The sequence below is a fragment of the Streptococcus sp. C150 genome, from assembly GCF_000187445.1.
In the GTDB taxonomy this organism is placed as follows: domain Bacteria; phylum Bacillota; class Bacilli; order Lactobacillales; family Streptococcaceae; genus Streptococcus; species Streptococcus raffinosi.
Genome location: NZ_GL698451.1, coordinates 7129 through 32765, shown reverse-complemented (window position 1 = coordinate 32765; position 25637 = coordinate 7129). Strand labels below are relative to the sequence as shown.

The following is a 25637-nucleotide window of genomic DNA, read 5'->3' as shown; positions in this document are numbered from 1 at the left end:
ATAACAAATAATTACCTATTTGGGGAATACAACAAAGTCGGTAATTACCATATTTGACAAGTAATGATTCAAAAAATCCTTTAGTTCCTTAGAAGTAATACTCATCAATTCCTGTCCTAAATCAAAATAAGTTTTGTCATTATCTAAGAATGCTAAATATTGATTTCCTAACCCCTGGATATTGTCTAAACTACGTAAGAATTCACCATACAAAGCTTTTTTTTGTAAATCTAACGCTTCTTCTGTCAACAATCTTTTTTTGTCCGCTGACGTCATTACTTGACGAATTAGACTTGACATTTTTATAGGTTCTACGGTGTCCATAGTTATAATGACAAACGAATATCGATTAGAGACCTCGTATTCAATTGATACAGATTCATCAATTTTTCCTTCAGAGTACCAATTTTGATAGTAGGGAGACGTCCACCCAAACAATAAATTAAATAATAATTGTACTAGTAAATTTTCTTTCATACGACTGTCAGAAAAAGTAGCACTTTTAAAACCCACGGCTAATTTGGCGATAGACACCTCCATTTGAAGATTGTCCCTTTTTTTGATCTCGGCCTCAATGAGTTTTTTTTCTTTTTCTACTATCGTTTTCAACTCTGTCAACCTTCGTTGTCTTTCATTTACAAATGTGTAAATATCATCAACATCAAAATCACCTACTAAGACAAGATGACAGTTTTCTGGCCTATAAAAACAATCAAAGTTATTCTTCAAATCCTCTACAGTAATTTTTTCAATACTTTCATTATTTCCAGCAATGTCTTGACCTAATATGGTATTTGGATACAAGTTTTGCAAACAACCTAAATAAGCTCTATAATCAGGGTCATCTTGATACATATTTATCTCTTGTTCGATAATTTTTTTCTCGTGATTGACAGATTTTTCAGAGCTTGTAAAACCTGACGTAAATTTAAGTAAGAGGCCTAATGCCTCCTCAAAGTTGTCAAGTGTAGAAAAATAGTAAGTTGTCCTGTCCAAGGTTGTAAAAGCATTAACATCAGCTCCAAGTTTGACAAAATCCAATGTTACATCTTTTCCTTGCTCATCCTCAAATAATTTATGTTCAAGAAAATGTGCAATACCAGCAGGATAGGTTTGTAACTCTCCATCAAGATAATAGCAATTATCTATTGATCCAAAATTTATTGATAGAAAAGCAGCTTTTTCTAAGAATCCTTTTTTCTTGATAATAGATAAAGATAAGCCATTATCTAAGGTTGCTGAATAAATCTCTTCATCAATCTTTTGATAATAACGTTTTTTTAAAGCAGACATTCTAAGACACTCCCTCTAAAAAGAACAAACTTTGCAGTTTGACTTGACGTGCCACACGGCAAACATCTTTTTTAGTAACCTTTTCCATATTATCTAACCACTGTTCTGATGAAAGACTTTTATCTTCAAAAATAACCTTATTGAAACATTGTTCAACTAATGTTAACGCATGGTCCTCAGAAAGAAGGGTATTCATTCGTATGATTTTCTTTGTCTGATTTAATAGAGAGCTTGAAAAACGCCCAAGTTTAATATTATTCAATTCTCTATTAATTCCTCGGATAGCTTGATTTCTATTATCTTTTTCAATCCCAGCGTAAACTTCAAGTAAACCTGTAAAAACATTAAGTTGACTACTAATTGAATATGCTAATCCTTCTTTTTCTCGAATCTCTGTAAATAAAACTGAGTGAGCAAATTCACCAAACATCGCATTGAATACAATCAAAGCAAAATAATCTTTATCACCATATTGACAAGTAAACTGATATCCCAACTGTAAAATAGATTGACTACTTTGTCTAGGTTCTATTTTTTCTTTTACGACGTTGGAAAAAGGCTGACTATAGCTGAACTGTAAATCAACTTGACGTCCCTCTAAAGGAAATCTATGTAACCCTTGTAATACTTGATACTCATCAAAATCTCCAACCATAAAGATATCAATACGATCCTTTGTCAACATGTTTTGAAACTCTTGAAAAGCTGTATATGAAGTCTCTACATCAACAAGTTCCGATTGACCATATTTAGGAACTTTCAATCCTTCGTTTACAAAATAAAGTTCCCTTCCTTTAACCTCACTATAATAGTAATTATTTTCATTGTCAACATCCAGATAAGTCATCAAGTTTTGCTTTTCTATATCAAATACTTTATTTTGGTATTGAGCTACTCTTGACAGAGGCTTGTAAAGACAATCTTTTAGAAATCCTAGGACTTCCCAAAACAATCCATTATCAGAGGGGATAAAATCCTCTTTTAAATATGTCAACTCGATGTCAACGCTATGTGTCAAGCCTTTCGTTGACACCCTAGTTGACAACTGTGTTCCATATAGAGAGGCTAATCTCTCTTTGAAAGCTTGCACTGTTGGATAGGGCTGGTTGGCTGTAGCCAACATTTGTGAAGCTAAAGCTCGTTTAGCAATCGTTTGTTTGTTCAAAGAAGCCGTCATTCGAAAAACGATACGGTTAGTTTTATATTTTTGTGTTGGAATGAAGTGTACATAGACACCATCAGCAATTTTCATTGATAACCTCTAAAAAGTTTATGCTTTCAATTATACCATTTTTATGCTATCTTATCTCAAGAGAAAGTCGAGGTACTATGGAATACAAATTATTTGATGACTACATCACACTGCAAGCACTTTTCAAAGAACTAAGCATCATTCATAGTGGCGGTGCTATTAAAAGTTTTTTAGCTAACAATACCGTTTTATTCAACGGTGAAGATGAAAAACGTCGTGGAAAAAAACTTCGTCTTGGAGATATTATCACAATCCCATCTCAAGAACTTCAAATTACTATCGTGGCTCCTACACAGGTTGAAATTGAAGAACATAGACAACAGATTGCTGAAAAGGCTCGTGTTGCAGCTATTGTTAAAAAAATGAACCAAGATAATAAAAAGAACCAAAAAAGACAGCAACCAAAAGAAAGTAATAAAACTAAACGGAAACCTGTTCGTTTCCCAGGGACCTAATTATGTGGCTTGAAAAAATTGATATCCAGCACTTTAGAAATTATTCTGAAGCCTATGTAACTTTTTCTCCCCATCTTAATATCTTTCTGGGACGTAATGCCCAAGGAAAAACCAATATTCTTGAAGCTATCTATTTTCTCGCATTAACACGTAGTCATCGTACTCGTTCTGACAAAGAGCTGATTCAATTTCAGCAAAGTACTCTGAAATTGAGCGGCACTGTCCATCGTCGTAGTGGAAAACTTCCTCTCGAAATCAGTTTATCTAATAAGGGACGCATAACTAAGGTTAATCACCTCAAACAAGCTAAATTATCCGATTATATTGGTCATATGACGGTTGTGCTATTTGCTCCTGAGGATTTACAACTTGTTAAAGGATCTCCAAGCTTACGACGTAAATTTATAGATATTGATTTAGGGCAGATTAAACCTGTATACCTCTCTGATCTGTCCAATTACAATCATGTCCTCAAACAGCGTAATGCCTATCTCAAATCTACCGACAAGGTAGACATTGATTTTTTGTCGGTTTTAGATGAACAACTCGCTGATTTCGGAGCACGAGTCATTGAACACAGACTAGACTTTATCAAGCAACTAGAAGTAGAGGCTGACAAGCACCATAGTCTTCTCTCAAATCAAATTGAGCGTCTTAACATCTCCTATGAATCGAATATATCTTTGCAAAACCACAAAAGTATTCGCCAAGCATTTTTAATTACACTTAGGCAAAATCACAAAAGAGATATCTTCAAAAAGAATACTGGCGTTGGTCCTCATAGAGATGATTTAACGTTTTACATTAATGACATGAACGCATCTTTTGGTAGTCAAGGACAACAACGTAGTTTAATTCTTTCTTTAAAGATGGCTGAAATTGCTCTTATTAGAAATGTAACTGGTGAATTTCCAATTCTTCTCCTAGATGATGTTATGAGTGAGCTTGACAATCACCGTCAACTCAAATTATTGGAGAGTATTGATAAAGAAGTTCAAACTTTCATGACAACAACTTCACTTGACCACCTGACTAATCTCCCACCTGATTTAAAGGCCTTCGTAGTTGAAGCTGGTAGTATTAGCAGAAAGCAAGTCAATATATAGACTTGCTTTCTTATTTTTTATAATTTACACATCTGACAACGTAAATATCTAAACTATGATTGTCAGATGTGTAAATTTTTTGTAAACTTTGGTGTAAAGCAAAAGTACTTATCTCCCGATAAGTACTTTTTTATTTTTAGTGAGCAGAATAGTTAGGAGCTTCATTGGTAATTTGAACATCATGAGGGTGACTTTCAATAAGTCCTGCACCTGACATTTCAACAAACTGAGCTTTGTCATGTAAAGCTTGAATATCTTCCGCACCTGTATACCCCATACCCGCACGGATACCACCAATCAATTGGAATACGATATCAGCAGCAGAACCTTTGTAAGCTACACGACCTTCAATTCCTTCTGGAACAAGTTTATTTGCTTCATTAACCGCACCTTGGAAGTAACGATCGCTTGATCCCTTCTTCATCGCTGCAATTGATCCCATACCACGATATGATTTATATTTACGACCTTGGAAGATCTCAGTTTCACCTGGTGCCTCATCGGTTCCAGCAAACATTGAACCAAGCATTACTGCATCACCACCAGCTGCAAGAGCTTTTACGATATCACCAGAGTATTTGATACCTCCATCAGCAATGATTGTTTTGCCGTATTCACGAGCAACATTAGCAGCATCGTAGATAGCTGTCACTTGAGGAACCCCTACACCAGCAACTACACGTGTTGTACAAATTGAACCTGGTCCAATACCAACCTTAACCACATCAACACCAGCATCATAAAGCGCACGTGCACCTTCAGCTGTTGCAATATTTCCTGCAATCAAAGTTCGTTCTGGGAAGTGAGCACGAATTTCAGCGATTTTACGAAGAACTCCTGCTGAATGACCATGTGCAGTATCAATAACGATAGCATCTGCACCTGCTTCAAAGAGTGCTTCGGCACGCTCAAATGTATCAGACGTTACACCTACAGCACCTGCGACTAAAAGACGACCAAATTCATCCTTGGCTGCATTTGGAAACTCAATGACTTTTTCAATATCCTTAATAGTAATAAGTCCTGACAAACGTCCTTTGTCATCAACCAATGGCAACTTTTCAATACGATGCTCATGAAGAATACTTTCAGCTGTTTCAAGGTCTGTTCCAACTGGAGCTGTAATCAATTTTTCAGAGGTCATGTGTTCTGAAATGAGTGTATCGTAATCAGAAATAAATCGCATATCACGATTGGTAATAATACCAACCAATTTACGATTATCAAGAGTCTCAACAATCGGAACACCTGAAATACGATAACGTTGCATCAATTCCTCAGCCTCAGCAACCTTATTTTCTGGCGTTAAGAAGAATGGATCAATAATGACACCATTTTCAGAGCGTTTTACTTTGCGAACTTCTTCAGCTTGTTCAGCAATAGACATATTTTTGTGAATAACACCTAAACCTCCTGCACGAGCAATTGAAATAGCCATCTTGCTATCTGTGACAGTATCCATAGCAGCAGTGATGATTGGGATATTTAATGTCAAATTTTTAGCCAATTTCGTCTGCAAGTTAACGTTGTTTGGTAGAACATGACTTTCCGCAGGAATAAGCAATACGTCATCAAAAGTGTAACCTTTTTTTAAGAATTTAGTGTTCCAATTTGACATTATAATCGTCCTCTTTTCTCAAAGCTTGGAGGTACAAAAAACCCCAGTCTATTTTTTAATTGATAATATCATATCATGCTAAAAAGATTTGTCAACAGATTATCATAAGATTCCTAAGAAATCCTTTTTTTAAAAAAAATAGGAACCTTATTGTTCAAGGTTCCTAAAATTATTTAATTAGAAATAATTAATTCCCATGGCTTCTTTAACTTCTGACAATGTTTGTCCTGCAACTTCACGCGCCACTTGACTACCTTTTTCAAGCATACGGAAAACCTCTCCCATATCCTTAGCATATTCTAAACGACGTTCACGAATTGGAGCCAACTCGCGTTCTAAGATCTCTAGAAGATAACGTTTTGTTTTCACATCTCCTAAACCACCTCGTTGATAATGTTCTTTCATCTCAGCAATTGTAGCAGCATCCTCTTTACGACCAAAGATATCAAGATAATGGAAAACCATATTACCTTCGATTTTGCCTGGATCTTCCACACGAATATGATTTGGATCGGTATACATGCTCATGACTTTTTTACGAACAGTATCTTCACCATCCGACAGAAAAATGCCATTGCCTAAGGATTTAGACATCTTAGCATTACCATCTAAACCTGGTAGACGCCCAGCAGCTTCATTTTCAGGATAAATTCCCTCTGGCTCAACCAAAATATCACAATTATAGGTATGATTAAAGCTACGAACAATTTCACGTGTCTGTTCAATCATTGGCTTTTGATCATTTCCTACAGGAACAAGATTTGCTTTAAAGGCCGTAATATCAGCCGCTTGGGAAATTGGATAAACAAGGAAGCCTGTTGGAATAGATTCTCCAAAACCTTTTTGTGAAATTTCTGTCTTAACGGTCGGATTACGCTCTAAACGTGCTAAAGAAACTAAGTTCATGTAGTACATCGTCAGCTCAGCTAATTCTGGAATTTGGCTTTGAATAAAAATAGTAGACTTTGAAGGATCCAAACCCACAGAAAGGTAGTCTAAAGCGACATTTCCAATTGATTCTTTGATAATTTCTGACTCTTTTGCATGATCCGTAAGGGCCTGTTGATCTGCCAAAAAAACAAACATATTGTATTTGTCTTCGTTTTGTAAAAGGACACGATTCTTCAGACTTCCAACATAATGTCCAAGGTGGAGTTTTCCTGTTGGACGGTCTCCTGTCAATATAATAGGTTTCGTCATATAAATACCTTTCTACTACAAAAAAATCCCCACGCAAAAATATGCGTGAGGGCGTTAATCACTTATGATACGCGGTACCACCTCAATTGACAACTTTTTTTAAAGCTATCATCTCAAATCTTCTCAACAAAGAAGTTGCACGGTAAGGGGTGCCAGTCCTAACGTTTATGTGTTCACGTTAATCGTCAAATTTTCTTCAGCCCATTCATTCTACCCTCATACTGGTTTACAGCTACCACCAGCTCTCTACAAGGAAGGATAGAACTACTCTTCTGATGACTATTATTCTACATGTTTTTATCCTTTTTTGTCAAGGTTATCTTTCTAGTTTCACGTGAAACACAACCGTACATACTTTCAAAATAGTCATTGCTTGACGTAAACTAAAAAAGGCTTGATAATAAGAATATCATATCTAGGAGATAATGTATGAAACGTAGAATAATAGATATACTTTTAGTTACAATTGGTTCATTTATAGCTGCAGTCGGTTATAATTCACTTTTAGTTAAAAATCATATTGCCTCAGGAGGTGTAGGAGGGCTAGCTATCAGCTTAAATGCCCTATTTGGTTGGAATAATGCTAACTTCGTATTAGCTACAACCATCCCCTTATTAATTCTATGTTGGTGTTTTCTAGGCCGTGAAGTTTTACTCAAAACATTCTATGGTTCTATCATTTTTCCAACTTTTATTAAATTAACTGAGGGATTACCAACACTTACCAAACAGCCAATGCTGGCAGCCATTTTTGGTGGAATTGTACTAGGATTAGGACTAGGCATAGTCTTCTATGGGAATTCTTCAACGGGAGGAACTGGAATTATCACACAAATTCTTAATAAATACACACCTCTCCCACTAGGAACAGTGTTACTTCTTGTTGATGGGGTCATTGTCGCTATCAGTGCTATCGCCTTCTCTCCTGACACTGTTATGTATTCCATTCTATCGCTTGGAGTTGTCTCTCTTACAATTGACAAAATGATGGTGGGACTCAACTCTTCAAGGAATCTTCTAATCATTTCAAAAAATAGCGAACAAATTATTAACTATATCACTAAGGTAGCAGATAGAGGTGCAACAAAAATACCAGCTCTAGGTGGACATACTGGACAGTCACAAAATATGATTATGACCACCTTATCAACCCATGAGGTTCCAAAAGTCCAAGAAGAAATTCAAAAAATAGATGAAACTGCCTTTATTGTCATTATACCTGCTTCTACAGTTATGGGGCGTGGCTTCAGCCTACAAAAAGACTACCAAAGAGTACCAAATGACTTTATAACTCCCTTATAAAATCAATTGAAATAAAGTCTAATTTCTCGTAAAATAGTACATAAGAATAAAAATAAAGGATAATGTATGCTTAATGTATCGGATGTATCGCTTCGTTTTAGCGATCGCAAACTTTTTGATGATGTTAATATTGCCTTCACACCTGGTAATACTTATGGGCTTATCGGTGCTAATGGTGCTGGTAAATCTACTTTTTTGAAAATTTTAGCAGGTGATATTGAACCCACAACAGGACACATTTCTCTTGGTCCTGATGAACGTCTTTCTGTCCTTCGCCAAAACCACTTCGACTATGAAGAAGAACGTGTTATTGACGTTGTTATCATGGGTAATGAACGACTCTACGATATCATGAAAGAAAAAGATGCCATCTACATGAAGGAAGACTTCTCGGATGAGGATGGTGTTCGTGCTGCCGAACTAGAAGGTCTCTTTGCTGAATTAGGTGGTTGGGAAGCTGAAAGTGAAGCCTCTCAACTGCTTCAGAATCTAAATATTTCAGAAGATCTCCACTATCAAAACATGAGCGAATTGGCTAATGGTGACAAGGTGAAGGTCCTCCTTGCAAAAGCACTTTTTGGTAAACCTGATGTACTTCTACTTGACGAGCCGACCAATGGTCTTGATATTCAATCAATCTCTTGGCTTGAGGATTTCTTGATTGATTTTGAAAATACCGTGATTGTCGTATCCCATGACCGTCACTTTTTAAACAAAGTATGTACGCACATGGCCGACCTTGACTTTGGAAAAATTCAACTCTACGTTGGTAATTATGATTTCTGGAAACAATCTTCAGAATTGGCTGCACGCTTGCAGGCCGACCGTAATGCAAAAGCAGAAGAAAAAATCAAAGAACTTCAAGAATTTGTTGCACGTTTCTCTGCCAATGCTTCAAAATCTAAACAAGCGACTTCTCGGAAGAAAATGCTTGATAAAATTGAGCTAGAAGAAATCGTTCCATCAAGTCGTAAATACCCATTCATCAATTTTAAAGCAGAGCGTGAAATCGGTAATGACCTTCTAACAGTTGAAAATCTCACTGTTAAGATGGATGGTGAAACCATTCTTGATAACATTAGTTTCATCCTACGTCCAGGAGATAAGACAGCTATTATCGGGCAAAACGATATTCAAACCACTGCTTTAATTCGTGCCCTAGCTGATGATATCGACTATGAAGGTACAATCAAATGGGGTGTTACAACTAGCCGTTCTTACCTTCCAAAAGATAATTCTAAAGACTTTGCATCCGGTGAATCAATCCTTGAATGGCTTCGTCAATTCGCAGAAAAAGGGGAGGATGATGATACCTTTTTGCGTGGATTCCTTGGGCGTATGCTCTTCTCAGGAGATGAAGTCAAGAAATCTGTCAATGTCCTCTCAGGGGGAGAAAAAGTACGTGTTATGCTCTCTAAACTCATGCTTTTGAAATCCAATGTCCTTCTTCTAGATGACCCTACTAATCACTTGGATTTGGAATCAATCTCAAGTCTAAATGATGGCGTCCGTGACTTCAAAGAATCTGTTATCTTTGCCAGTCATGACCACGAGTTTATCCAAACAATAGCGAACCACATCGTTGTCGTTTCTAAAAATGGCGTTATTGACCGTATTGATGAAACTTATGATGAATTCCTTGAAAATGAAGAAGTTCAAGCTAAAGTCAAAGCACTATGGACTGATTAAACTATAAAGAGATGCAGGTTGGGATATCCCAACCTGTCTTAGTATCATTATGACAAATAAAAAATACTATAAAACATTATTATTTTACCTAGCCGCTTTATTATTGCCAATACTGATCATGGTAGGGGTGCTTTATAGCCAAGATATCTATCCTGGTAGTAGTCAAACCATTTTAACGAGTGATGGTTTTCATCAGTATGTGATATTCGCAACTGGTCTTAGAAATATATTACATGGCGATGGGAGCCTATTTTACACATTTACAAGTGGATTAGGTCTCAACTTTTACGCCTTAACCAGCTATTACTTAGGTTCCTTTTTATCACCGCTTTACTATTTCTTTACTGTCAAGCAAATGGCCGATGCCTTTTACTTCATTACAATACTTAAGTTTGGTCTTATAGGGCTCTCTGGTGCCTTTAGTTTTAAGCACCTCTTTACAAAGGTGTCAAGGAGTTTTATCCTTTGTCTTTCTACAGGATTTTCTTTAATGAGTTTTGCTACCAGCCAGTTAGAAATTAGCACCTGGTTAGACGCTTTCATTTTAGCCCCCCTCATCATACTAGGTTTACACCTTCTACTACGATTCAATAAACGTGGATTATACTTTATTAGTCTTACCTGTCTCTTTATTCAAAATTACTATTTTGGATATATGATGGCCATTTTCTTAACGCTTTACACCTTAATACAGCTAGTATCTATTAAGGGTTGGAAAAATAAAATAATCCATTTCTTAGATTTTGGTGTAGTTTCTATATTGTCTGGTCTTAGTAGTGCTATAATGTTACTTCCAACACTACTTGATTTGACTATTCATGGTGAGAAGTTTACAAGTGTGTCAAATTTATTGACAGACTCCACTTACTACTTTGATTTCTTTGCTAAAAATCTTATCGGAGCTTACGATACCACAAAATTTGGATCGATCCCGATGATTTACGTAGGACTCTTACCTTTGATTCTTTTTCTACTATTTTTTGTTAGTAACGAAATCAAGCTTTCATTACGTCTAAGCTATTTATTACTTTTCAGCTTATTTATTGTTAGCTTCTATATACAGCCCCTTGATTTATTTTGGCAAGGAATGCATGCGCCTAATATGTTTCTCCACCGTTATTCTTGGCTACTCTCTCTACTCAGTGTTCTTTTAGCGGGAGAAACTCTAAATCGAGTCAAAAAGTTTTCTTTATTAAGACTCCTAATGTCTTTCTTAGTCCTAGCCACTGGATTCCTATTCACTTGGATTTTCCGCTCTCACTACAGCTTCATTGAACCATCTTCCTGGCTATTAAGCCTAGCTTTTCTCTTGGCCTACGCCATTTTATTTATTAGCTATTATAGACAACAGATTCCTAGAACTATTTTTCAGTATTTCACATTCTTGTTTTGCATTTTCGAGCTTAGTCTAAGTACATACTATGTTGTCGGTGCCTTAGGAAATGAGTGGGTATTTCCAAGTCGTGAAGGTTATCTTCGAAATATGTCCGCAATTACAAAACTAGTCTCAGATACCCGAAAAACTAATAAAACTTTTTACCGTACTGAGAGAATGGAATCTCAGACTGGTAATGACAGTATGAAATTCAACTACAACGGTATTTCTCAATTTTCATCCATTCGAAATACAGCTTCAAGTTCAACTCTTGATAGATTAGGATTTAAATCTGAAGGTACTAATTTAAATCTTCGTTATCAAAATAATACTATTATCGCTGATAGTCTTTTCGGAGTAAAATACAATTTATGGAGCTTAAATCCTAATAAGTATGGGTTTTATCAGCTAAACTCTGAAAAGTCCATGAGAATTTATCAAAATAACAATGCTGCCCAGCTTGCTATATTAACTGATGGCGTATACAAAGACACTCCCTTTACTGTCAACACACTTGACAATCAATCTAATCTCCTAAATGCTCTATCTGGTCTAAATTTAACTTATTTCAAACGAGCCCCCTCGCAACTTTTGGATAAAGATGCTAAATCTTTGAATCAACGTGTAGCCAAACGAAATAGCCACTCAAACAAAGATTCTGTGACGGTAACTTATCGGGTTACTACTCCCCCACATAGCCAACTATATGTCAGCATTCCTAATATTTCTTGGTCTGATGACAATCCCCATTCACTGTCAACTACTGTAAATGGAGTGACAAAAAGTCAAATAACTGATAATACCTTTGATTTCTTTGATCTTGGCTACTTTGAAAAAGAAGAAACAATTACAGTTGGACTAACGTTTTATGGTAATAAAGCAATATCTTTTGACAATCCTAGCTTCTATGCCTTAAATACTCAAAACTACCAGACCGCTATGGATACCATTAATCAACGGGATGTCAAAGTCACTACAGCAAAAAATAAGGTGTTTGCTGATTATAGCAGTAAAAAGGAAGCTTCACTATTTTTCACCATTCCATACGATAAGGGATGGACAGCTACTGTCAATAGTAAAAAAGTTAAGATTTACCGATCTCAAAAGGGATTCATGAAGGTTAATATACCTAGTGGTAAAGGAAAGGTAGTCCTTACCTTTGTGCCTTATGGATTTAAATTAGGTTTATTGATTAGTTGCTTGTCAAGCCTAACATTTTGTTGCTATGCTCACTTCATCAGAAAATCAAGATTAATCTAAAACTCATACATTATCCTAAAACAGGTATGGAACGGTCGTTCCATACCTGTTTATTTTTTAGGTAAATAAAAAAACTCAAGTCATTAAACTTGAGGTGTCTTATCACTCCGCCAGTAGGACTCGAACCTACGACATCATGATTAACAGTCATGCGCTACTACCAACTGAGCTATGGCGGATAAAACTGCTATGTAGCAAAATAGTCCGTACGGGATTCGAACCCGTGTTACCGCCGTGAAAAGGCGGTGTCTTAACCCCTTGACCAACGGACCAATTTTGAGTTAATCATCTCGTTAATACTCTTATTATTATATCAGAGTATTTGATTTTGTCTATACTTTTTTTCAAAAAAATATTAAATTTTGCTAATTCATTTTGATTTTAGGTTAGATTTTACAAAGTATTGACATGTTGCTATATATTTTGTAAACTAATAGAGTTGTTGGTCTCATAGCTCAGCTGGATAGAGCATTCGCCTTCTAAGCGAACGGTCGCAGGTTCGAATCCTGCTGGGATCAGATACAAAAAAACGCAATCTAGAGTTTCTAGTTGCGTTTTTCTTTTGCCTCAATATATAGAAAATAATTTAAAATAAACAAAGGCAACAACGTCGTATAGAGACTGTATTCATGTAAATAATGAGAAAACCATGTTGATGTCGCCACTCCCACCATAAAAGTAAATATGATAATAGTAGTATAAGATGCTTGTTTAAGTACTTTAGAATCATGTTCATCAATGGCTCGTGCAACAGTTAAAGAGGTATTGGTAATATTACCAGTCATCATAAAGGAGGCATAATTTACCCCTCTGACACGCTTGAAAATACCTACTTGAAGAGAGGCGAAGAAAGCTAAGCCCGCGATAGTGATAGTGGAATCTACATATGGAGTGATGATTGCGAGTACTATCATCAATAGAAATGCGAGCCTAATGGCCTGTAAATGCCATCCCCATTTATGGTTAATAAGCCACTTTTTTGCAAAAAAGACAAAAAACTGACCTAAAATAAAGAAAAATATAGGGATAGAGTAACTAAAAGCCCTTGCGATATGACCATCAACGAGATGAATAACCAAATAAAGGAGATTCCCTGTCTGTATACTAGCAAATCGCCCATCTTGAGTATTGTAAGTGTAAGCGTCAATAAAACCACCTATGTAACTGACTAAGGTAGCTACTCGTAAGCCTTCAAAAACACGATAAGACCGTTTTTTCATTTTGAACATGTCTGTTTCCTTCTTCTACTTATGATAGGGACTTCCTTGTTGAATCATGAATGCTCGATAGATTTGCTCAACTAATACAAGACGCATAAGCTGGTGAGGAAAAGTTAGGAGACCAAAACTCATTAATTGGTTAGCTCTTTTTTTGACTTCCAATGACAGTCCTAAACTTCCACCAATAATAAAAGTAATTTCTGAATGGCCTTTAAGAGTGGCCTGCTCAATTTCTTTCGCAAATTGCTCTGAAGGAAATTGCTTACCTTCTATTGCTAAAGCAATAACATAATCACGGTCACCTACTTTAGATAGGATGCGTCGCCCCTCTTTTTCGAGAATTAATTTATTTTCAGACTCACTTGCATTATCAGGTGTCTTTTCATCAGGTAATTCTATAGACTCAAATTTTGTAAAGCGTCCTAGTCGTTTAACATACTCCGAAATACCATCTTTCAAATATTTTTCTTTCAATTTTCCAACTGTAATCAATTTCACTTTCATAAATTTATTATAGCACATATCCACAATCTTTTAACACCTTATCCACAACTTTCCCTCTTCAACTCTGTCTACTAATCCCTTTAAAACAGCCTATTATCTACACTTATAAAAACTTATCCACAGGTTGTTGATAACTGTTTTTGCTATAACTTTATGATATAATTAAGCTTACTTTGATATGTTTATCAAAAAAGGAGGACTAAACGTGAAAAAATTTAACTGGAAAAAAATAGTAGCACCTATAATAATGCTACTTATTGGATTACTGGGAGGTTTGATTGGAGCCTTTATCCTGTTAACAGCAGCAGGTATATCCTTTACAAATACAACATCAACGGGTATCAAAACAGCTAAAACCGTCTATAGTAACACAACAGATACAACTAAGGCCGTTAAGAAAGTGCAAAATGCCGTTGTTTCTGTTATCAATTATCAAGAAGGATCATCATCAGATTCTCTAAACAATCTTTACGGACGTATTTTTGGTGGGGGTGATAATTCTGATTCCAGCCAAGAAAAATCAAAAGATTCTGATGGCTTGCAGGTAGCCGGTGAGGGGTCTGGAGTCATCTATAAAAAAGATGGAAAAGAGGCTTACATCGTAACTAACAACCACGTTGTTGATGGCGCTAAAAAGCTTGAAATCATGCTTGCAGATGGTTCAAAAATTACTGGTGACCTCGTTGGGAAAGATACTTATTCTGACCTAGCAGTTGTCAAAGTTTCCTCAGATAAAATATCAACGGTTGCAGAATTTGCAGATTCAAACTCACTAACAGTAGGGGAAAAGGCAATTGCTATCGGTAGTCCACTCGGTACTGAGTACGCCAACTCCGTAACTGAGGGAATCGTATCTAGCCTGAGCCGCACTGTAACCATGCAAAATGATAATGGTGAGACGGTCTCAACAAACGCTATTCAAACAGATGCTGCCATTAACCCTGGTAACTCAGGTGGCGCACTTGTCAATATTGAAGGTCAAGTTATCGGTATTAACTCAAGTAAAATTTCATCAACTTCAGCAGTGGCTGGAAGCGCCGTAGAAGGTATGGGATTTGCCATCCCATCTAATGATGTTGTCGAAATCATTAATCAGTTGGAGAAAAATGGAAAAGTAACACGACCAGCTCTAGGAATATCAATGGTTGATCTTAGTAACCTTTCTAGCAGTGCAACTTCTAAATTAGATTTACCTGATGATGTCAAATCTGGAGTTGTTGTTGGCAGTGTTCAAAAAGGTATGCCAGCTGACGGTAAACTCCAAGAAAATGATGTTATTACTGAAATTGACGGCAAAGAAATTACTTCAAAAACAGATATCCAAACAAATCTTTATAGTCATAGTATTGGTGATACCATTAAGGTAACCTTCTATCGTGGTAAAGATAAGAAGACTGAGGAACTTAAATTAACAAAATCTACAGAAGACTTATCTGATTAATCATTGACAAATCTGTCAAAAGACCTTTACAATAATGTAAAGGTCTTTTTTGGAAAGGAACGCTATGTCAGAACAACTCAAAACTTTACCTATACAGGAAATCTATCCTAATCCTTTTCAACCTCGCCTAGAGTTCTCAGATGACGAGTTAACAGAGCTTAGTCAATCAATAGCTGAAAATGGCTTAATACAACCCATCATCGTTCGAAAATCTGATATTATTGGTTATGAACTAATTGCTGGAGAAAGACGTTTACGAGCTTGTAAACGTCTAGGAATGACAGAAATCCCTGCAGTTGTAAAAGAAATAACAGACCAAGATAGCCGTAAACAAGCCATTATTGAAAATTTACAGCGGTCAAATCTAAATCCTATTGAAGAAGCAAAAGCCTATCATAATTTAATTAGTGAGTTATCATATAGCCACGAGGAGCTGGCCAAAGCCATGGGAAAATCTAGGCCATATATTAGTAATGCTCTTAGACTCCTCCAACTACCTAGAGAAATTCAACTGAGTATCGAGCATGGAAAATTGAGTCAAGGACATGCCAGAGCGCTCTTAGCTATTCAAAATCCTGAAAAGCAATTAAACATTTTTCATAAAGTCCTTACTGAAAAGTGGTCGGTTCGTACTCTAGAAAAAAGACTTCAGGAGCTACCTAGAAAGCAAAAACTAAAGAAAGATATACATATAAAAGATAAAGAAAAAGAACTTGAGAAATCACTTGGCCTCCCTGTGACTCTTAGTTATCATAAAAATCACTCAGGGACAATTAAGATACAATTTTCGTCAGAAGAAGATTTTAACAGACTTATCAACAAACTTATTTAACCTGTGAATTTATGCGATAAGAAATACACTCTTATCCACAGATTATAAACGTAAAAACCCTTTTAAAATAAAGGGTTTCTTTTTTTATTCACAGACTGTGGAAAACTCATATGCACAATGTGGATTATCTTTTTTAGGTTGTTGATAACCGTAGCTTGCTTCTCTTTTAGACCTGTGGAAAACTTTTTTATTTTATGATAGAATCAGAGGATAAGAATATAAAAGGAGAATTGATGGAATGACAGAAAAAGAGCAATTTTTTTGGAATAAGCTCTTAGAGCTGGCCAAAGAGGAGCTTACACAAGCCACTTTTGATTATTATGTTCTAGATACCAAGCTCATCAAAGTTCAAGATAACGTTGCTACAATTCTGCTTGAAGAGGTCAAAAAACTATTCTGGGAAAAAAACATGCAGTCTGTCATTTTACTGGCAGGATTTGAAGTCTATAATAGTAAAATAGAGATTGAATATGTCTTTGATGAAGCACTCTTAAATCAAGTACATCAAAACGTAACCACTAATGACTTCAGCAGTAATAAGGATTTGCAATCGCCTGCTCTTCCTACATTGAACTCAGACTTAAATAGTAAGTATACCTTTGACAATTTTATTCAAGGAGATGAAAATCGTTGGTCAGTAGCTGCATCCTTAGCTGTAGCTGATTCACCAGGAGCTACTTATAACCCTCTATTTATATACGGAGGACCTGGTCTCGGGAAAACTCACTTGCTCAATGCCATTGGTAACAAAGTCTTACATGATAATCCTCAAGCTCGCATTAAATATATTACTGCTGAAAATTTCATTAATGAATTCGTCGTACACATCCGTTTAGACAAAATGGATGAACTAAAATTAAAATATCGCCATCTAGATGTCCTCTTGATTGATGACATCCAATCACTGGCAAAAAAATCAACACAAGCTACCCAAGAGGAATTTTTCAATACCTTCAACGTCTTGCACAACAATAACAAGCAAATCGTTTTGACTAGCGACCGTAACCCAGATCAATTAAATGAGATGGAAGAACGTCTCGTCACGCGCTTCAAATGGGGATTAACCGTCAATATTACACCCCCTGACTTTGAAACTAGAGTTGCTATTTTGACCAATAAGATTATGGACTACGATTATCATTTTCCATCTGAAACTATTGAATATTTAGCTGGCCAGTTTGACTCAAATGTCCGTGACTTAGAAGGAGCCCTAAAAGATATTAGTTTAGTTGCTAACGTCCGTCAACTAGATACTATCACAGTAGAAGTAGCGGCAGAAGCCATTCGTGCACGTAAAATGGATGGACCTAAGCTAACTCTCATTCCTATTGAAGATATCCAAACTGAGGTAGGTAAGTTTTATAATGTTACTGTCAAGGAGATTAAGGCGACCAAAAGAACACAAAATATTGTCTTGGCACGCCAGGTTGCCATGTATCTTGCGCGTGAAATGACTGACAACTCTCTTCCTAAAATTGGGAAAGAATTTGGGGGAAGAGACCACTCAACAGTCTTACATGCCTATAACAAAATCAAAAATATGATTTCTCAAGATGACAGTTTACGTATCGAAATTGATACCATCAAAAATAAGATAAAATGACCCTTGTGGATAAGTCAACAAAAAAATTCAGAGTTTTCCACAAGCTGTGCACAAGTCCTATGCCTTGCTAAATCTATGAATTTTGAACTTATGCACAGTGTCCACAAGACCTACTACTACTACTAAAATAATACTAATAAAATAAAGGAGTATCATGATTCAATTTGCGATTAATAAAGCTTATTTCCTACAAGCACTTCATACAACTCGACGAGCTATTTCCTCTAAAAATGCTATCCCAATTCTATCAACCATAAAAATCGAGGTAACTAGTGAGGGAATCTATTTGACTGGTTCAAATGGTCAAATTTCAATTGAAAACAGCATTTCCGTTTCAGAAGAAAATGCAGGTTTATTGATTACCCAATCAGGTACTATCCTTTTGGAAGCAAACTTTTTTATTAATGTTGTTTCAAGCCTACCTGATGTTACCCTTACTTTTGAAGAAATCGAACAATACCAAGTATTACTAAAAAGTGGGAAATCTGAAATTACTCTAAAGGGGAAAGATGTCGAACAATATCCACGTATTCAAGAAGTTGATAGCTTAACCCCATTAATGATGAATACTAAGGTATTAAAATCCATCATTTCTGAAACTTCATTTGCAGCAAGTACGCAAGAAAGTCGTCCAATTTTAACCGGAGTTCACTTTGTCCTTTCCAACCACAATGATTTAAAGGCTGTAGCAACAGATTCTCATCGTATGAGCCAACGCCAACTTGTTTTAGAGCATTCTGCAGATAATTTTGATGTTGTAATCCCAAGTCGCTCTCTAAAAGAATTATCAGCAGTCTTTAGTGATGATATTGATAACTTGGAAGTTTTCTTCTCAGCTAATCAAATTCTTTTCCGTAGTGAAACCATCTCTTTCTATACACGCTTACTGGAAGGAAATTATCCAGATACGAATCGTCTCTTGTCAGATTCATTTGAAACTGAAGTTGTTTTTGAAACTGCAAGCCTCCGTTCTGCTATGGAGCGTTCTTATCTGATTTCAAATGCAAGTCAAAGTGGAACAGTCAAACTCGAAATCGTTAATGGTAATGTTAGCGCTCATGTTAACTCTCCGGAAGTCGGAAAAGTCAATGAAGACATTGATGTGCAGGATGTTTCGGGTAGTGATTTGATTATTAGTTTTAATCCAACATACTTGATTGACGCCTTAAAAGCACTTAAGAGTGAGACTGTACGTGTGCGTTTCATCTCACCAGTACGTCCATTTACTTTGACGCCAGCAGATGATAGTGAAAACTTTATTCAATTGATTACACCTGTAAGAACAAACTAAAATCGAAAAAGTTATCCACTGTGGATAACTTTTTTACTAGAAAGGGATTTTATGTACCAACTTGGAAGTTTCGTTGAAATGAAAAAACCTCATGCTTGTACTATCAAAGCAACAGGAAAAAAAGCCAATGAATGGGAAGTGACCCGTCTTGGAGCTGATATTAAGATTCGTTGTACCAATTGTGATCATGTGGTCATGATGAGTCGTCATGATTTTGAAAAGAAACTAAAAAAAGTTTTATAACTAGGTTTAAGGATGAGGTCTGCATCCTGAAGATTGCCTATATTGGCAGGGTGTCAAAGTTACCCCAAAAGATCTCATTTTGTTATTTCTTCCTTTTTCTAATTGTCAAAAGGAAGCTGCCAATTTTTAACATTTTTTGTGTTATAATTAACTGAATTACTTTTTTATGGAGAAAAATATTAATGGCTTTAACAGCAGGTATCGTTGGTTTGCCTAACGTTGGTAAATCAACTCTTTTCAATGCAATTACAAAAGCAGGTGCGGAAGCTGCTAACTATCCTTTCGCAACAATTGATCCAAACGTTGGTATGGTTGAAGTACCAGATGAGCGTTTGACAAAATTGACTGAACTTATTACCCCTAAAAAGACAGTTCCAACCACATTTGAGTTCACAGATATTGCAGGTATTGTAAAAGGAGCATCAAAGGGTGAAGGTCTTGGAAATAAGTTCTTGGCCAATATTCGTGAAGTGGATGCGATTGTCCATGTTGTTCGTGCCTTCGATGATGAAAATGTTATGCGTGAACAAGGGCGTGAGGATGCTTTCGTTGATCCGATGGCTGATATTGATACCATCAACCTAGAATTGATTTTGGCTGACCTTGAGTCAGTTAACAAACGCTATGCCCGTGTTGAAAAAGTTGCCCGTACTCAAAAAGATAAAGATTCTGTGGCAGAGTTTAATGTTCTTCAGAAACTTAAGCCCGTGCTGGAAGATGGCAAGTCAGCTCGTACGATTGATTTTACTGAGGAAGAGCAAAAAATTGTAAAGGGACTTTTCCTCTTGACAACAAAACCGGTGCTCTATGTGGCAAATGTTGATGAGGATCAAGTCTCAAATCCAGATGATATTGAGTATGTTAAACAAATTCGTGAGTTTGCAGCAACTGAGAATGCAGAAGTAGTCGTTATCTCAGCTCGTGTTGAAGAAGAAATTTCTGAGTTGGATGATGAGGATAAAGAGATGTTCTTGGAAGACCTCGGCTTGACAGAGTCTGGTGTTGATAAACTGACACGCGCAGCTTATCACTTGCTTGGTCTTGGAACTTATTTCACTGCTGGTGAAAAAGAAGTAAGAGCTTGGACCTTTAAGCGTGGTATCAAAGCCCCACAAGCTGCTGGAATTATCCACTCTGACTTCGAGAAAGGCTTTATCAGGGCTGTAACGATGTCTTATGACGATTTGATTAGCTATGGATCTGAGAAAGCTGTTAGGGAAGCTGGACGCCTTCGTGAAGAAGGAAAAGATTATGTTGTTCAAGATGGTGACATCATGGAGTTCCGCTTTAACGTATAGAAAATAAAAAAATAATGCACCAGGCTGAAAAGTATTTTTCAGTCCTTTTGCTGTCTATCAAAGAGGAGAAATAATGACAAAATTAGTAGTTGGTTTGGGCAATCCAGGTTCAAAATACCATGAGACACGTCACAATGTTGGTTTTATGGCAATAGACCTTATTGCTAAGGGGTTAGGGTTAACATTTTCTGAGGAAAAGACCTTTAAGGCTGAAGTGGCTTCAACTTTCTTAAACGGTGAGAAAGTTTATTTTGTTAAACCAACAACCTTTATGAATCTATCAGGTCTAGCCGTTAGAGCATTGTTGGCTTATTACAATATTCCAATCGAAAATTTTATCGTCATTTATGATGATTTAGATATGGAAGTTGGAAAAATCCGTTTTCGTCAAAAAGGTTCAGCAGGTGGTCATAATGGTATTAAATCTATCATTGCTGAAACCGGAACTCAAGAATTTGATCGTATAAAAATTGGCATTGGTCGTCCACAAAAAGGTATGACAGTCGTTAATCATGTTCTTGGAAGATTTAATGAGGATGATTATGCCACAATACAGCTGACTTTAGACAAGGTAGAGGCCGCACTGAATCATTACCTTAAAACAAATGATTTTGAAGACACCATGAGGCGTTATAATGGCTAATACAATCTTAGATCTTTTTGAGGAAAATCCTCAATTGGTTGAATGGCGAGATAAGGTGTCATTATTAAGTCGACAACTGTTAATGGGATTTTCTGGTTCGAGCAAGGCAGTTGTCATGGCATCCGCTCTTTCTGAACAGGTTCCAAAGATTTTAATAGTCACCTCAACACAAAATGAAGCTGAGCAATTGACAGGAGACTTGTCAGCTATCTTAGGAGAAGACAAGGTTTACTCCTTTTTTGCAGATGACGTATCAGCTGCTGAATTTATCTTTGCTTCACCAGAAAAGACCCATTCTCGTCTCGAAAGTCTTAATTTTTTAATGGATAAAGAGGCAAGTGGAATCTTAGTTACGAGTTTAGTTGGTACTAAGTTACATTTGCCTAATCCTAAGGTTTATAAAGACTCTCGTATTGACTTAGCACTAGGGGAGGAACATGATTTAGAAGCTCTTAGTAAGCATCTGAGTAATATTGGATATCAAAGAGTAGAACAGGTTTTCTCACCTGGTGAGTTTAGTCGCAGGGGCGATATTTTAGATATTTATGAACTGACTGCAGAGCTACCTTACCGTTTAGAATTTTTTGGAGACGAGATTGATGGCATTCGTCAGTTTGATAGTGATAGTCAGAAATCTTTAGACAATTTAGAGCATGTTATCGTATCACCGGCAGATGATATTATCTTAACAAGAGAAGATTACCAACGTGCTGAGAAGGCCCTAGAAAGTGAAGTCTCAAAGTCAGAAGGTCCTCATAAGGCTTATCTTGAAGAAGTTCTGTCAGTAACGATTGATGGTCACCGTCATAAAGATTTGCGTAAGTTTCTATCTCTCTTTTATGACAAAGCTTATACCTTATTTGACTATCTGCCCAAGGGGACTCCTGTATTCATTGATGATTTTCATAAAATAGTGGACCGCCACGGGCGTCTTGAATTGGAGGTGGCTAATCTTTTAACTGAGGATCTTCAACAAGGTAAGTCGCTAAGTCATCTAAATTACTTTGTGGATTCATTTAAGACTTTGCGTAACTATCATCCTGCTAGTTTCTTTTCAAATTTTCATAAGGGACTGGGGAATCTTAAATTTGATAAGTTGTATCAATTCACGCAATACCCTATGCAGGAGTTCTTTAACCAGTTTCCACTTCTAGTTGATGAAATACATCGCTATACCAAGAATAAGGCGACAGTTATTTTACAAGTAGGATCTGAGAAGCAGCTCAAATCTTTGAAGGAAACCTTGGAAGAATACGACCTAGATTTACCTCTTAGTAGTTTTCAAGATTTAATACCTAATAAGCCTCAGTTAGTTTTAGGAAACTTATCAAATGGTTTTTACTTTGCGGATGAAAAGCTTGTTCTAGTTACTGAACGTGAGATTTTCCATAAAAAAGTGAAACGTCGTGTGCGTGCCAGTCATGTTTCCAATGCTGAGCGTCTTAAAGATTACAATGAACTTGAAAAAGGTGATTATGTTGTACACCAGACTCATGGTATCGGACAATTTAAAGGTATTGAGACCATTGAGATTAAAGGGGTGCATCGTGATTATCTGACTATCCAATATCAGGATGCAGCTACAATTTCTCTACCTGTTGAGCAGATTGAGAGTCTCTCTAAGTATGTGTCGGCAGATGGTAAAGAGCCCAAAATTAATAAACTCAATGATGGGCGCTTCCAAAGGACCAAGCAAAAAGTAAGCAAGCAGGTAGAGGATATTGCCGATGATCTCTTAAAACTCTATGCCGAGCGTAGTCAACTTAAAGGTTTTGCATTTTCACCGGATGATGATAATCAAAGAGATTTCGAAGATGATTTTGCCTACGCTGAGACAGTGGATCAATTGCGTTCTATCAAAGAAATTAAGGCAGACATGGAGTCAGATAAACCCATGGATCGTCTCTTGGTTGGTGATGTTGGTTTTGGTAAGACAGAGGTAGCTATGCGTGCTGCCTTCAAGGCAGTCAACGATGGTAAGCAAGTTGCTATTCTAGTTCCTACAACAGTTCTCGCCCATCAGCACTATTTGAATTTTAAAGAGCGTTTTGAAAATCATGCCGTTGAAGTAGATGAACTTAGTCGTTTTAGAAGTAAAAAAGAGCAGAATGAGACTATTGAAAATCTAGCTAAAGGGCGTATTGATATTATTATTGGTACCCACCGCCTACTGTCTAAAGATGTTGAGTTTTCTGACTTAGGCTTGCTAGTAATTGATGAAGAACAACGTTTTGGCGTGAAGCATAAAGAGAAACTTAAGGAGTTGAAAGCTAAGGTTGATGTCCTTACTCTAACTGCGACACCTATTCCTCGTACGCTTCATATGTCTATGTTGGGGATTCGTGACTTGTCGATTATTGAGACAGCGCCTACCAACCGTTATCCAGTTCAAACGTATGTGATGGAAACCAATCCTGGTCTTATTAGAGAAGCTGTTCTAAGAGAGATGGACCGAGGTGGTCAAGTTTTTTATATTTATAACCGTGTTGAAACCATTGACCAAAAAGTTTCTGAACTACATGAGTTGGTCCCTGAAGCACGTATCGGGTTTGTACATGGTCAGATGAGTGAGTCGATGCTAGAGAACACCCTCCTAGACTTCTTGAATGGTGATTACGATGTTCTGGTAGCTACAACCATTATCGAGACAGGGATTGATATATCCAACGTTAATACTCTTTTTATTGAGAATGCAGACCATATGGGCTTGTCTACCCTTTATCAGCTAAGAGGTCGTGTTGGACGTAGTAATCGAATTGCTTATGCTTATCTCATGTATCGTCCTGACAAAGTACTAACAGAAGTCTCTGAGAAGCGTTTGGATGCTATTAAGGGCTTTACTGAACTGGGGTCAGGTTTTAAAATTGCCATGCGTGATTTATCGATTCGTGGTGCAGGAAATATTCTTGGTGCTTCTCAAAGTGGTTTCATTGACTCAGTCGGATTTGAAATGTACTCGCAACTCTTGGAAGAAGCTATCAATAAACGTCAAGGTAAAACTCAAGTTCGCCGTAAAGGAAATGCAGAGTTCAATCTTCAAATTGATGCTTATCTTCCAACCGACTATATTTCTGACGAGCGTCAAAAAATTGAAATTTATAAGCGGATTCGAGAAATTGAGAATCAGAAAGACTATCAAGACCTTCAAGATGATCTTATTGACCGCTTTGGAGAATATCCAGACCAGGTTGCCTATCTCATTGAGATTGGTCTGGTTAAGGCATATCTAGATGCTGCCTTTGCAGAATTAGTTGATCGTAAGAATGATAGTATTATTGTTCGTTTTGAAAAAGCTTCTCTTAAATTCTTCTTGACTCAAGACTATTTCGAAGCTATCTCTAAGACGCATTTAAAGGCAAGAATTAGTGACAACAAGGGGAAAGTTGAGATTACTTTTGATGTTCGTAATAAGAGAGACTATGAGATCCTTGAAGAGTTAAAGATTTTCGGACAGACATTTATGGAAATCAAAGAACGTAAAGAAAAAATAGAAGCTTAAGGAAAGTTTAAGTAAGTCGCTATATACTATAAACATCCTAAAACTTTTCTTTTTCATAAATCTCCTGAGAGGGGCGACTGGTGTCGTTCCTCTCATTATGTGACTTTAAGTCCGTTTCGCTCCGAAGGTGCGAAACAGATAAACCACCCGCTATGCGGGTGCGCATCGAAGGTTATACCGTCATAACAAAAAAACTCCAAACGAGTTACAATATAGGTGTTCAAGCCAATTGTAAAGCGGAAGGAGTTAAGACTATGGCGCAAAAAGCTCACAGTTTATCACATACAAAATGGATGTGTAAGTACCACATTGTATTTACACCTAAGTATAGACGAAAAATAATCTATAATCAATATAGGAGTAGTCTGGGAGAGATTTTTCATAGACTATGCCAATATAAAGGCGTTGAAATAATAGAAGGCCACTTAATGCCAGATCATGTCCATATGTTAGTAAGTATTCCACCACGAATGAGTGTAGCTAGTTTTATGGGATATTTAAAAGGTAAAAGTG

Annotated in this window: 20 protein-coding genes, 3 tRNA genes and 1 other annotated feature; of the genes, 15 read left to right on the top strand and 8 right to left on the bottom strand. The window is 36.7% G+C overall.

What is annotated here, in order from left to right; all coding sequences use genetic code 11:
* Nucleotides 1-15: 15 nt before the first annotated feature.
* Nucleotides 16-1293, bottom strand: a complete 1278-nt coding sequence (yfmH, locus tag HMPREF0848_RS08570; RefSeq protein ID WP_008535977.1) for an EF-P 5-aminopentanol modification-associated protein YfmH — start codon at nt 1291-1293, stop codon at nt 16-18.
* A 1-nt stretch (nt 1294) separates the two neighbouring features.
* Entirely contained in the window at nt 1295-2545 is a 1251-nt protein-coding gene (gene yfmF, locus HMPREF0848_RS08565; protein WP_008535976.1) for an EF-P 5-aminopentanol modification-associated protein YfmF, read from the bottom strand.
* Nucleotides 2546-2622: 77 nt separating this feature from the next.
* On the opposite strand from yfmF, the gene yaaA reads away from it, so the two are divergent.
* Both yaaA and recF read left to right on the top strand, forming a co-directional pair.
* The gene (gene yaaA, locus HMPREF0848_RS08560) at nt 2623-3000 is read left to right on the top strand and encodes a S4 domain-containing protein YaaA (protein WP_008535975.1); all 378 of its coding nucleotides are present in this window, start codon (nt 2623-2625) and stop codon (nt 2998-3000) included.
* 2 nt (nt 3001-3002) lie between these two features.
* Entirely contained in the window at nt 3003-4106 is a 1104-nt protein-coding gene (gene recF / locus HMPREF0848_RS08555) for a DNA replication/repair protein RecF (protein WP_008535974.1), read from the top strand.
* Nucleotides 4107-4242: 136 nt separating this feature from the next.
* Here recF and guaB read toward each other — a convergent pair whose 3' ends face one another.
* Nucleotides 4243-5724 carry an IMP dehydrogenase gene (guaB, locus tag HMPREF0848_RS08550; RefSeq protein ID WP_008535973.1) on the bottom strand — a complete coding sequence of 494 codons (1482 nt, stop codon included), beginning with the start codon at nt 5722-5724 and terminating at the stop codon, nt 4243-4245.
* Between the two features lie 177 nt (nt 5725-5901).
* Nucleotides 5902-6924 carry a tryptophan--tRNA ligase gene (gene trpS, locus HMPREF0848_RS08545; RefSeq protein ID WP_008535972.1) on the bottom strand — a complete coding sequence of 341 codons (1023 nt, stop codon included), beginning with the start codon at nt 6922-6924 and terminating at the stop codon, nt 5902-5904.
* A gap of 44 nt (nt 6925-6968) precedes the next feature.
* Nucleotides 6969-7210, bottom strand: a binding site (T-box leader).
* A 143-nt stretch (nt 7211-7353) separates the two neighbouring features.
* Here trpS and HMPREF0848_RS08540 point away from each other — a divergent pair.
* The 3 genes from HMPREF0848_RS08540 to HMPREF0848_RS08530 all read left to right on the top strand — a co-directional run bounded on the left by HMPREF0848_RS08540 (nt 7354) and on the right by HMPREF0848_RS08530 (nt 12550).
* On the top strand, nt 7354-8226 hold the full coding sequence (locus HMPREF0848_RS08540) for a YitT family protein (RefSeq protein ID WP_008535971.1): 873 nt from the start codon (nt 7354-7356) through the stop codon (nt 8224-8226).
* A 66-nt stretch (nt 8227-8292) separates the two neighbouring features.
* On the top strand, nt 8293-9915 hold the full coding sequence (locus tag HMPREF0848_RS08535; RefSeq protein WP_002887369.1) for an ABC-F family ATP-binding cassette domain-containing protein: 1623 nt from the start codon (nt 8293-8295) through the stop codon (nt 9913-9915).
* Nucleotides 9916-9964: 49 nt separating this feature from the next.
* Nucleotides 9965-12550 carry a YfhO family protein gene (locus HMPREF0848_RS08530; protein ID WP_008535970.1) on the top strand — a complete coding sequence of 862 codons (2586 nt, stop codon included), beginning with the start codon at nt 9965-9967 and terminating at the stop codon, nt 12548-12550.
* A gap of 105 nt (nt 12551-12655) precedes the next feature.
* On the opposite strand, the gene HMPREF0848_RS08525 is transcribed toward HMPREF0848_RS08530, so the two are convergent.
* Together HMPREF0848_RS08525 and HMPREF0848_RS08520 are read right to left on the bottom strand one after the other, a co-directional pair.
* Nucleotides 12656-12729, bottom strand: a tRNA-Asn gene (locus HMPREF0848_RS08525).
* Between the two features lie 21 nt (nt 12730-12750).
* A tRNA-Glu gene (locus HMPREF0848_RS08520) sits at nt 12751-12822 on the bottom strand.
* A 172-nt stretch (nt 12823-12994) separates the two neighbouring features.
* On the opposite strand from HMPREF0848_RS08520, the gene HMPREF0848_RS08515 reads away from it, so the two are divergent.
* Nucleotides 12995-13068 (top strand) — tRNA-Arg (locus tag HMPREF0848_RS08515).
* A 27-nt stretch (nt 13069-13095) separates the two neighbouring features.
* Here HMPREF0848_RS08515 and HMPREF0848_RS08510 read toward each other — a convergent pair.
* A complete protein-coding gene (locus tag HMPREF0848_RS08510) occupies nt 13096-13779 on the bottom strand; it encodes a YoaK family protein (protein ID WP_002887367.1) in 684 nt (227 codons plus the stop codon).
* Between the two features lie 15 nt (nt 13780-13794).
* Nucleotides 13795-14274, bottom strand: coding sequence for a 23S rRNA (pseudouridine(1915)-N(3))-methyltransferase RlmH (rlmH, locus tag HMPREF0848_RS08505; protein WP_002887366.1), 480 nt, complete (start codon nt 14272-14274; stop codon nt 13795-13797).
* A gap of 205 nt (nt 14275-14479) precedes the next feature.
* Here rlmH and HMPREF0848_RS08500 point away from each other — a divergent pair, with 205 nt between their 5' ends.
* The 9 genes from HMPREF0848_RS08500 to tnpA all read left to right on the top strand — a co-directional run.
* Complete coding sequence (locus tag HMPREF0848_RS08500) at nt 14480-15715, top strand: S1C family serine protease (RefSeq protein WP_008535968.1); 1236 nt, start codon at nt 14480-14482, stop codon at nt 15713-15715.
* 64 nt (nt 15716-15779) lie between these two features.
* Nucleotides 15780-16547 (top strand): ParB/RepB/Spo0J family partition protein, encoded by a 768-nt coding sequence (locus HMPREF0848_RS08495; RefSeq protein WP_008535967.1) that lies wholly within the window; start codon nt 15780-15782, stop codon nt 16545-16547.
* 238 nt (nt 16548-16785) lie between these two features.
* Nucleotides 16786-18150: a chromosomal replication initiator protein DnaA gene (gene dnaA, locus HMPREF0848_RS08490; RefSeq protein WP_008535966.1), complete on the top strand. Its 1365-nt coding sequence runs from the start codon at nt 16786-16788 to the stop codon at nt 18148-18150.
* A 154-nt stretch (nt 18151-18304) separates the two neighbouring features.
* Entirely contained in the window at nt 18305-19441 is a 1137-nt protein-coding gene (dnaN, locus tag HMPREF0848_RS08485) for a DNA polymerase III subunit beta (RefSeq protein ID WP_008535965.1), read from the top strand.
* A 51-nt stretch (nt 19442-19492) separates the two neighbouring features.
* Nucleotides 19493-19684 (top strand): DUF951 domain-containing protein, encoded by a 192-nt coding sequence (locus HMPREF0848_RS08480; protein ID WP_008535964.1) that lies wholly within the window; start codon nt 19493-19495, stop codon nt 19682-19684.
* Nucleotides 19685-19866: 182 nt separating this feature from the next.
* Nucleotides 19867-20982, top strand: coding sequence for a redox-regulated ATPase YchF (gene ychF / locus HMPREF0848_RS08475; protein ID WP_008535963.1), 1116 nt, complete (start codon nt 19867-19869; stop codon nt 20980-20982).
* A gap of 73 nt (nt 20983-21055) precedes the next feature.
* Entirely contained in the window at nt 21056-21625 is a 570-nt protein-coding gene (pth, locus tag HMPREF0848_RS08470) for an aminoacyl-tRNA hydrolase (protein WP_002887360.1), read from the top strand.
* Nucleotides 21618-25124 carry a transcription-repair coupling factor gene (gene mfd, locus HMPREF0848_RS08465; protein WP_008535962.1) on the top strand — a complete coding sequence of 1169 codons (3507 nt, stop codon included), beginning with the start codon at nt 21618-21620 and terminating at the stop codon, nt 25122-25124. The genes pth and mfd overlap by 8 nt, the downstream gene beginning before the upstream one ends.
* Before the next feature lie 254 nt (nt 25125-25378).
* Nucleotides 25379-25637 (top strand): IS200/IS605 family transposase (gene tnpA / locus HMPREF0848_RS08460; protein ID WP_037609459.1); only part of this gene is annotated, 259 nt, incomplete at its 3' end.

Coding starts and splice junctions, on each gene's coding strand:
- recF (WP_008535974.1), top strand. CDS start 3,003: ATGTGGCTTGAAAAAATTGATATCCAGCACTTTAGAAATTATTCTGAA.
- guaB (WP_008535973.1), bottom strand. CDS start 5,724: ATGTCAAATTGGAACACTAAATTCTTAAAAAAAGGTTACACTTTTGAT.
- HMPREF0848_RS08510 (WP_002887367.1), bottom strand. CDS start 13,779: ATGTTCAAAATGAAAAAACGGTCTTATCGTGTTTTTGAAGGCTTACGA.
- HMPREF0848_RS08480 (WP_008535964.1), top strand. CDS start 19,493: ATGTACCAACTTGGAAGTTTCGTTGAAATGAAAAAACCTCATGCTTGT.
- dnaA (WP_008535966.1), top strand. CDS start 16,786: ATGACAGAAAAAGAGCAATTTTTTTGGAATAAGCTCTTAGAGCTGGCC.
- rlmH (WP_002887366.1), bottom strand. CDS start 14,274: ATGAAAGTGAAATTGATTACAGTTGGAAAATTGAAAGAAAAATATTTG.
- mfd (WP_008535962.1), top strand. CDS start 21,618: ATGGCTAATACAATCTTAGATCTTTTTGAGGAAAATCCTCAATTGGTT.
- HMPREF0848_RS08495 (WP_008535967.1), top strand. CDS start 15,780: ATGTCAGAACAACTCAAAACTTTACCTATACAGGAAATCTATCCTAAT.
- trpS (WP_008535972.1), bottom strand. CDS start 6,924: ATGACGAAACCTATTATATTGACAGGAGACCGTCCAACAGGAAAACTC.
- yfmH (WP_008535977.1), bottom strand. CDS start 1,293: ATGTCTGCTTTAAAAAAACGTTATTATCAAAAGATTGATGAAGAGATT.
- dnaN (WP_008535965.1), top strand. CDS start 18,305: ATGATTCAATTTGCGATTAATAAAGCTTATTTCCTACAAGCACTTCAT.
- yaaA (WP_008535975.1), top strand. CDS start 2,623: ATGGAATACAAATTATTTGATGACTACATCACACTGCAAGCACTTTTC.
- yfmF (WP_008535976.1), bottom strand. CDS start 2,545: ATGAAAATTGCTGATGGTGTCTATGTACACTTCATTCCAACACAAAAA.
- pth (WP_002887360.1), top strand. CDS start 21,056: ATGACAAAATTAGTAGTTGGTTTGGGCAATCCAGGTTCAAAATACCAT.
- HMPREF0848_RS08530 (WP_008535970.1), top strand. CDS start 9,965: ATGACAAATAAAAAATACTATAAAACATTATTATTTTACCTAGCCGCT.
- ychF (WP_008535963.1), top strand. CDS start 19,867: ATGGCTTTAACAGCAGGTATCGTTGGTTTGCCTAACGTTGGTAAATCA.
- HMPREF0848_RS08535 (WP_002887369.1), top strand. CDS start 8,293: ATGCTTAATGTATCGGATGTATCGCTTCGTTTTAGCGATCGCAAACTT.
- HMPREF0848_RS08540 (WP_008535971.1), top strand. CDS start 7,354: ATGAAACGTAGAATAATAGATATACTTTTAGTTACAATTGGTTCATTT.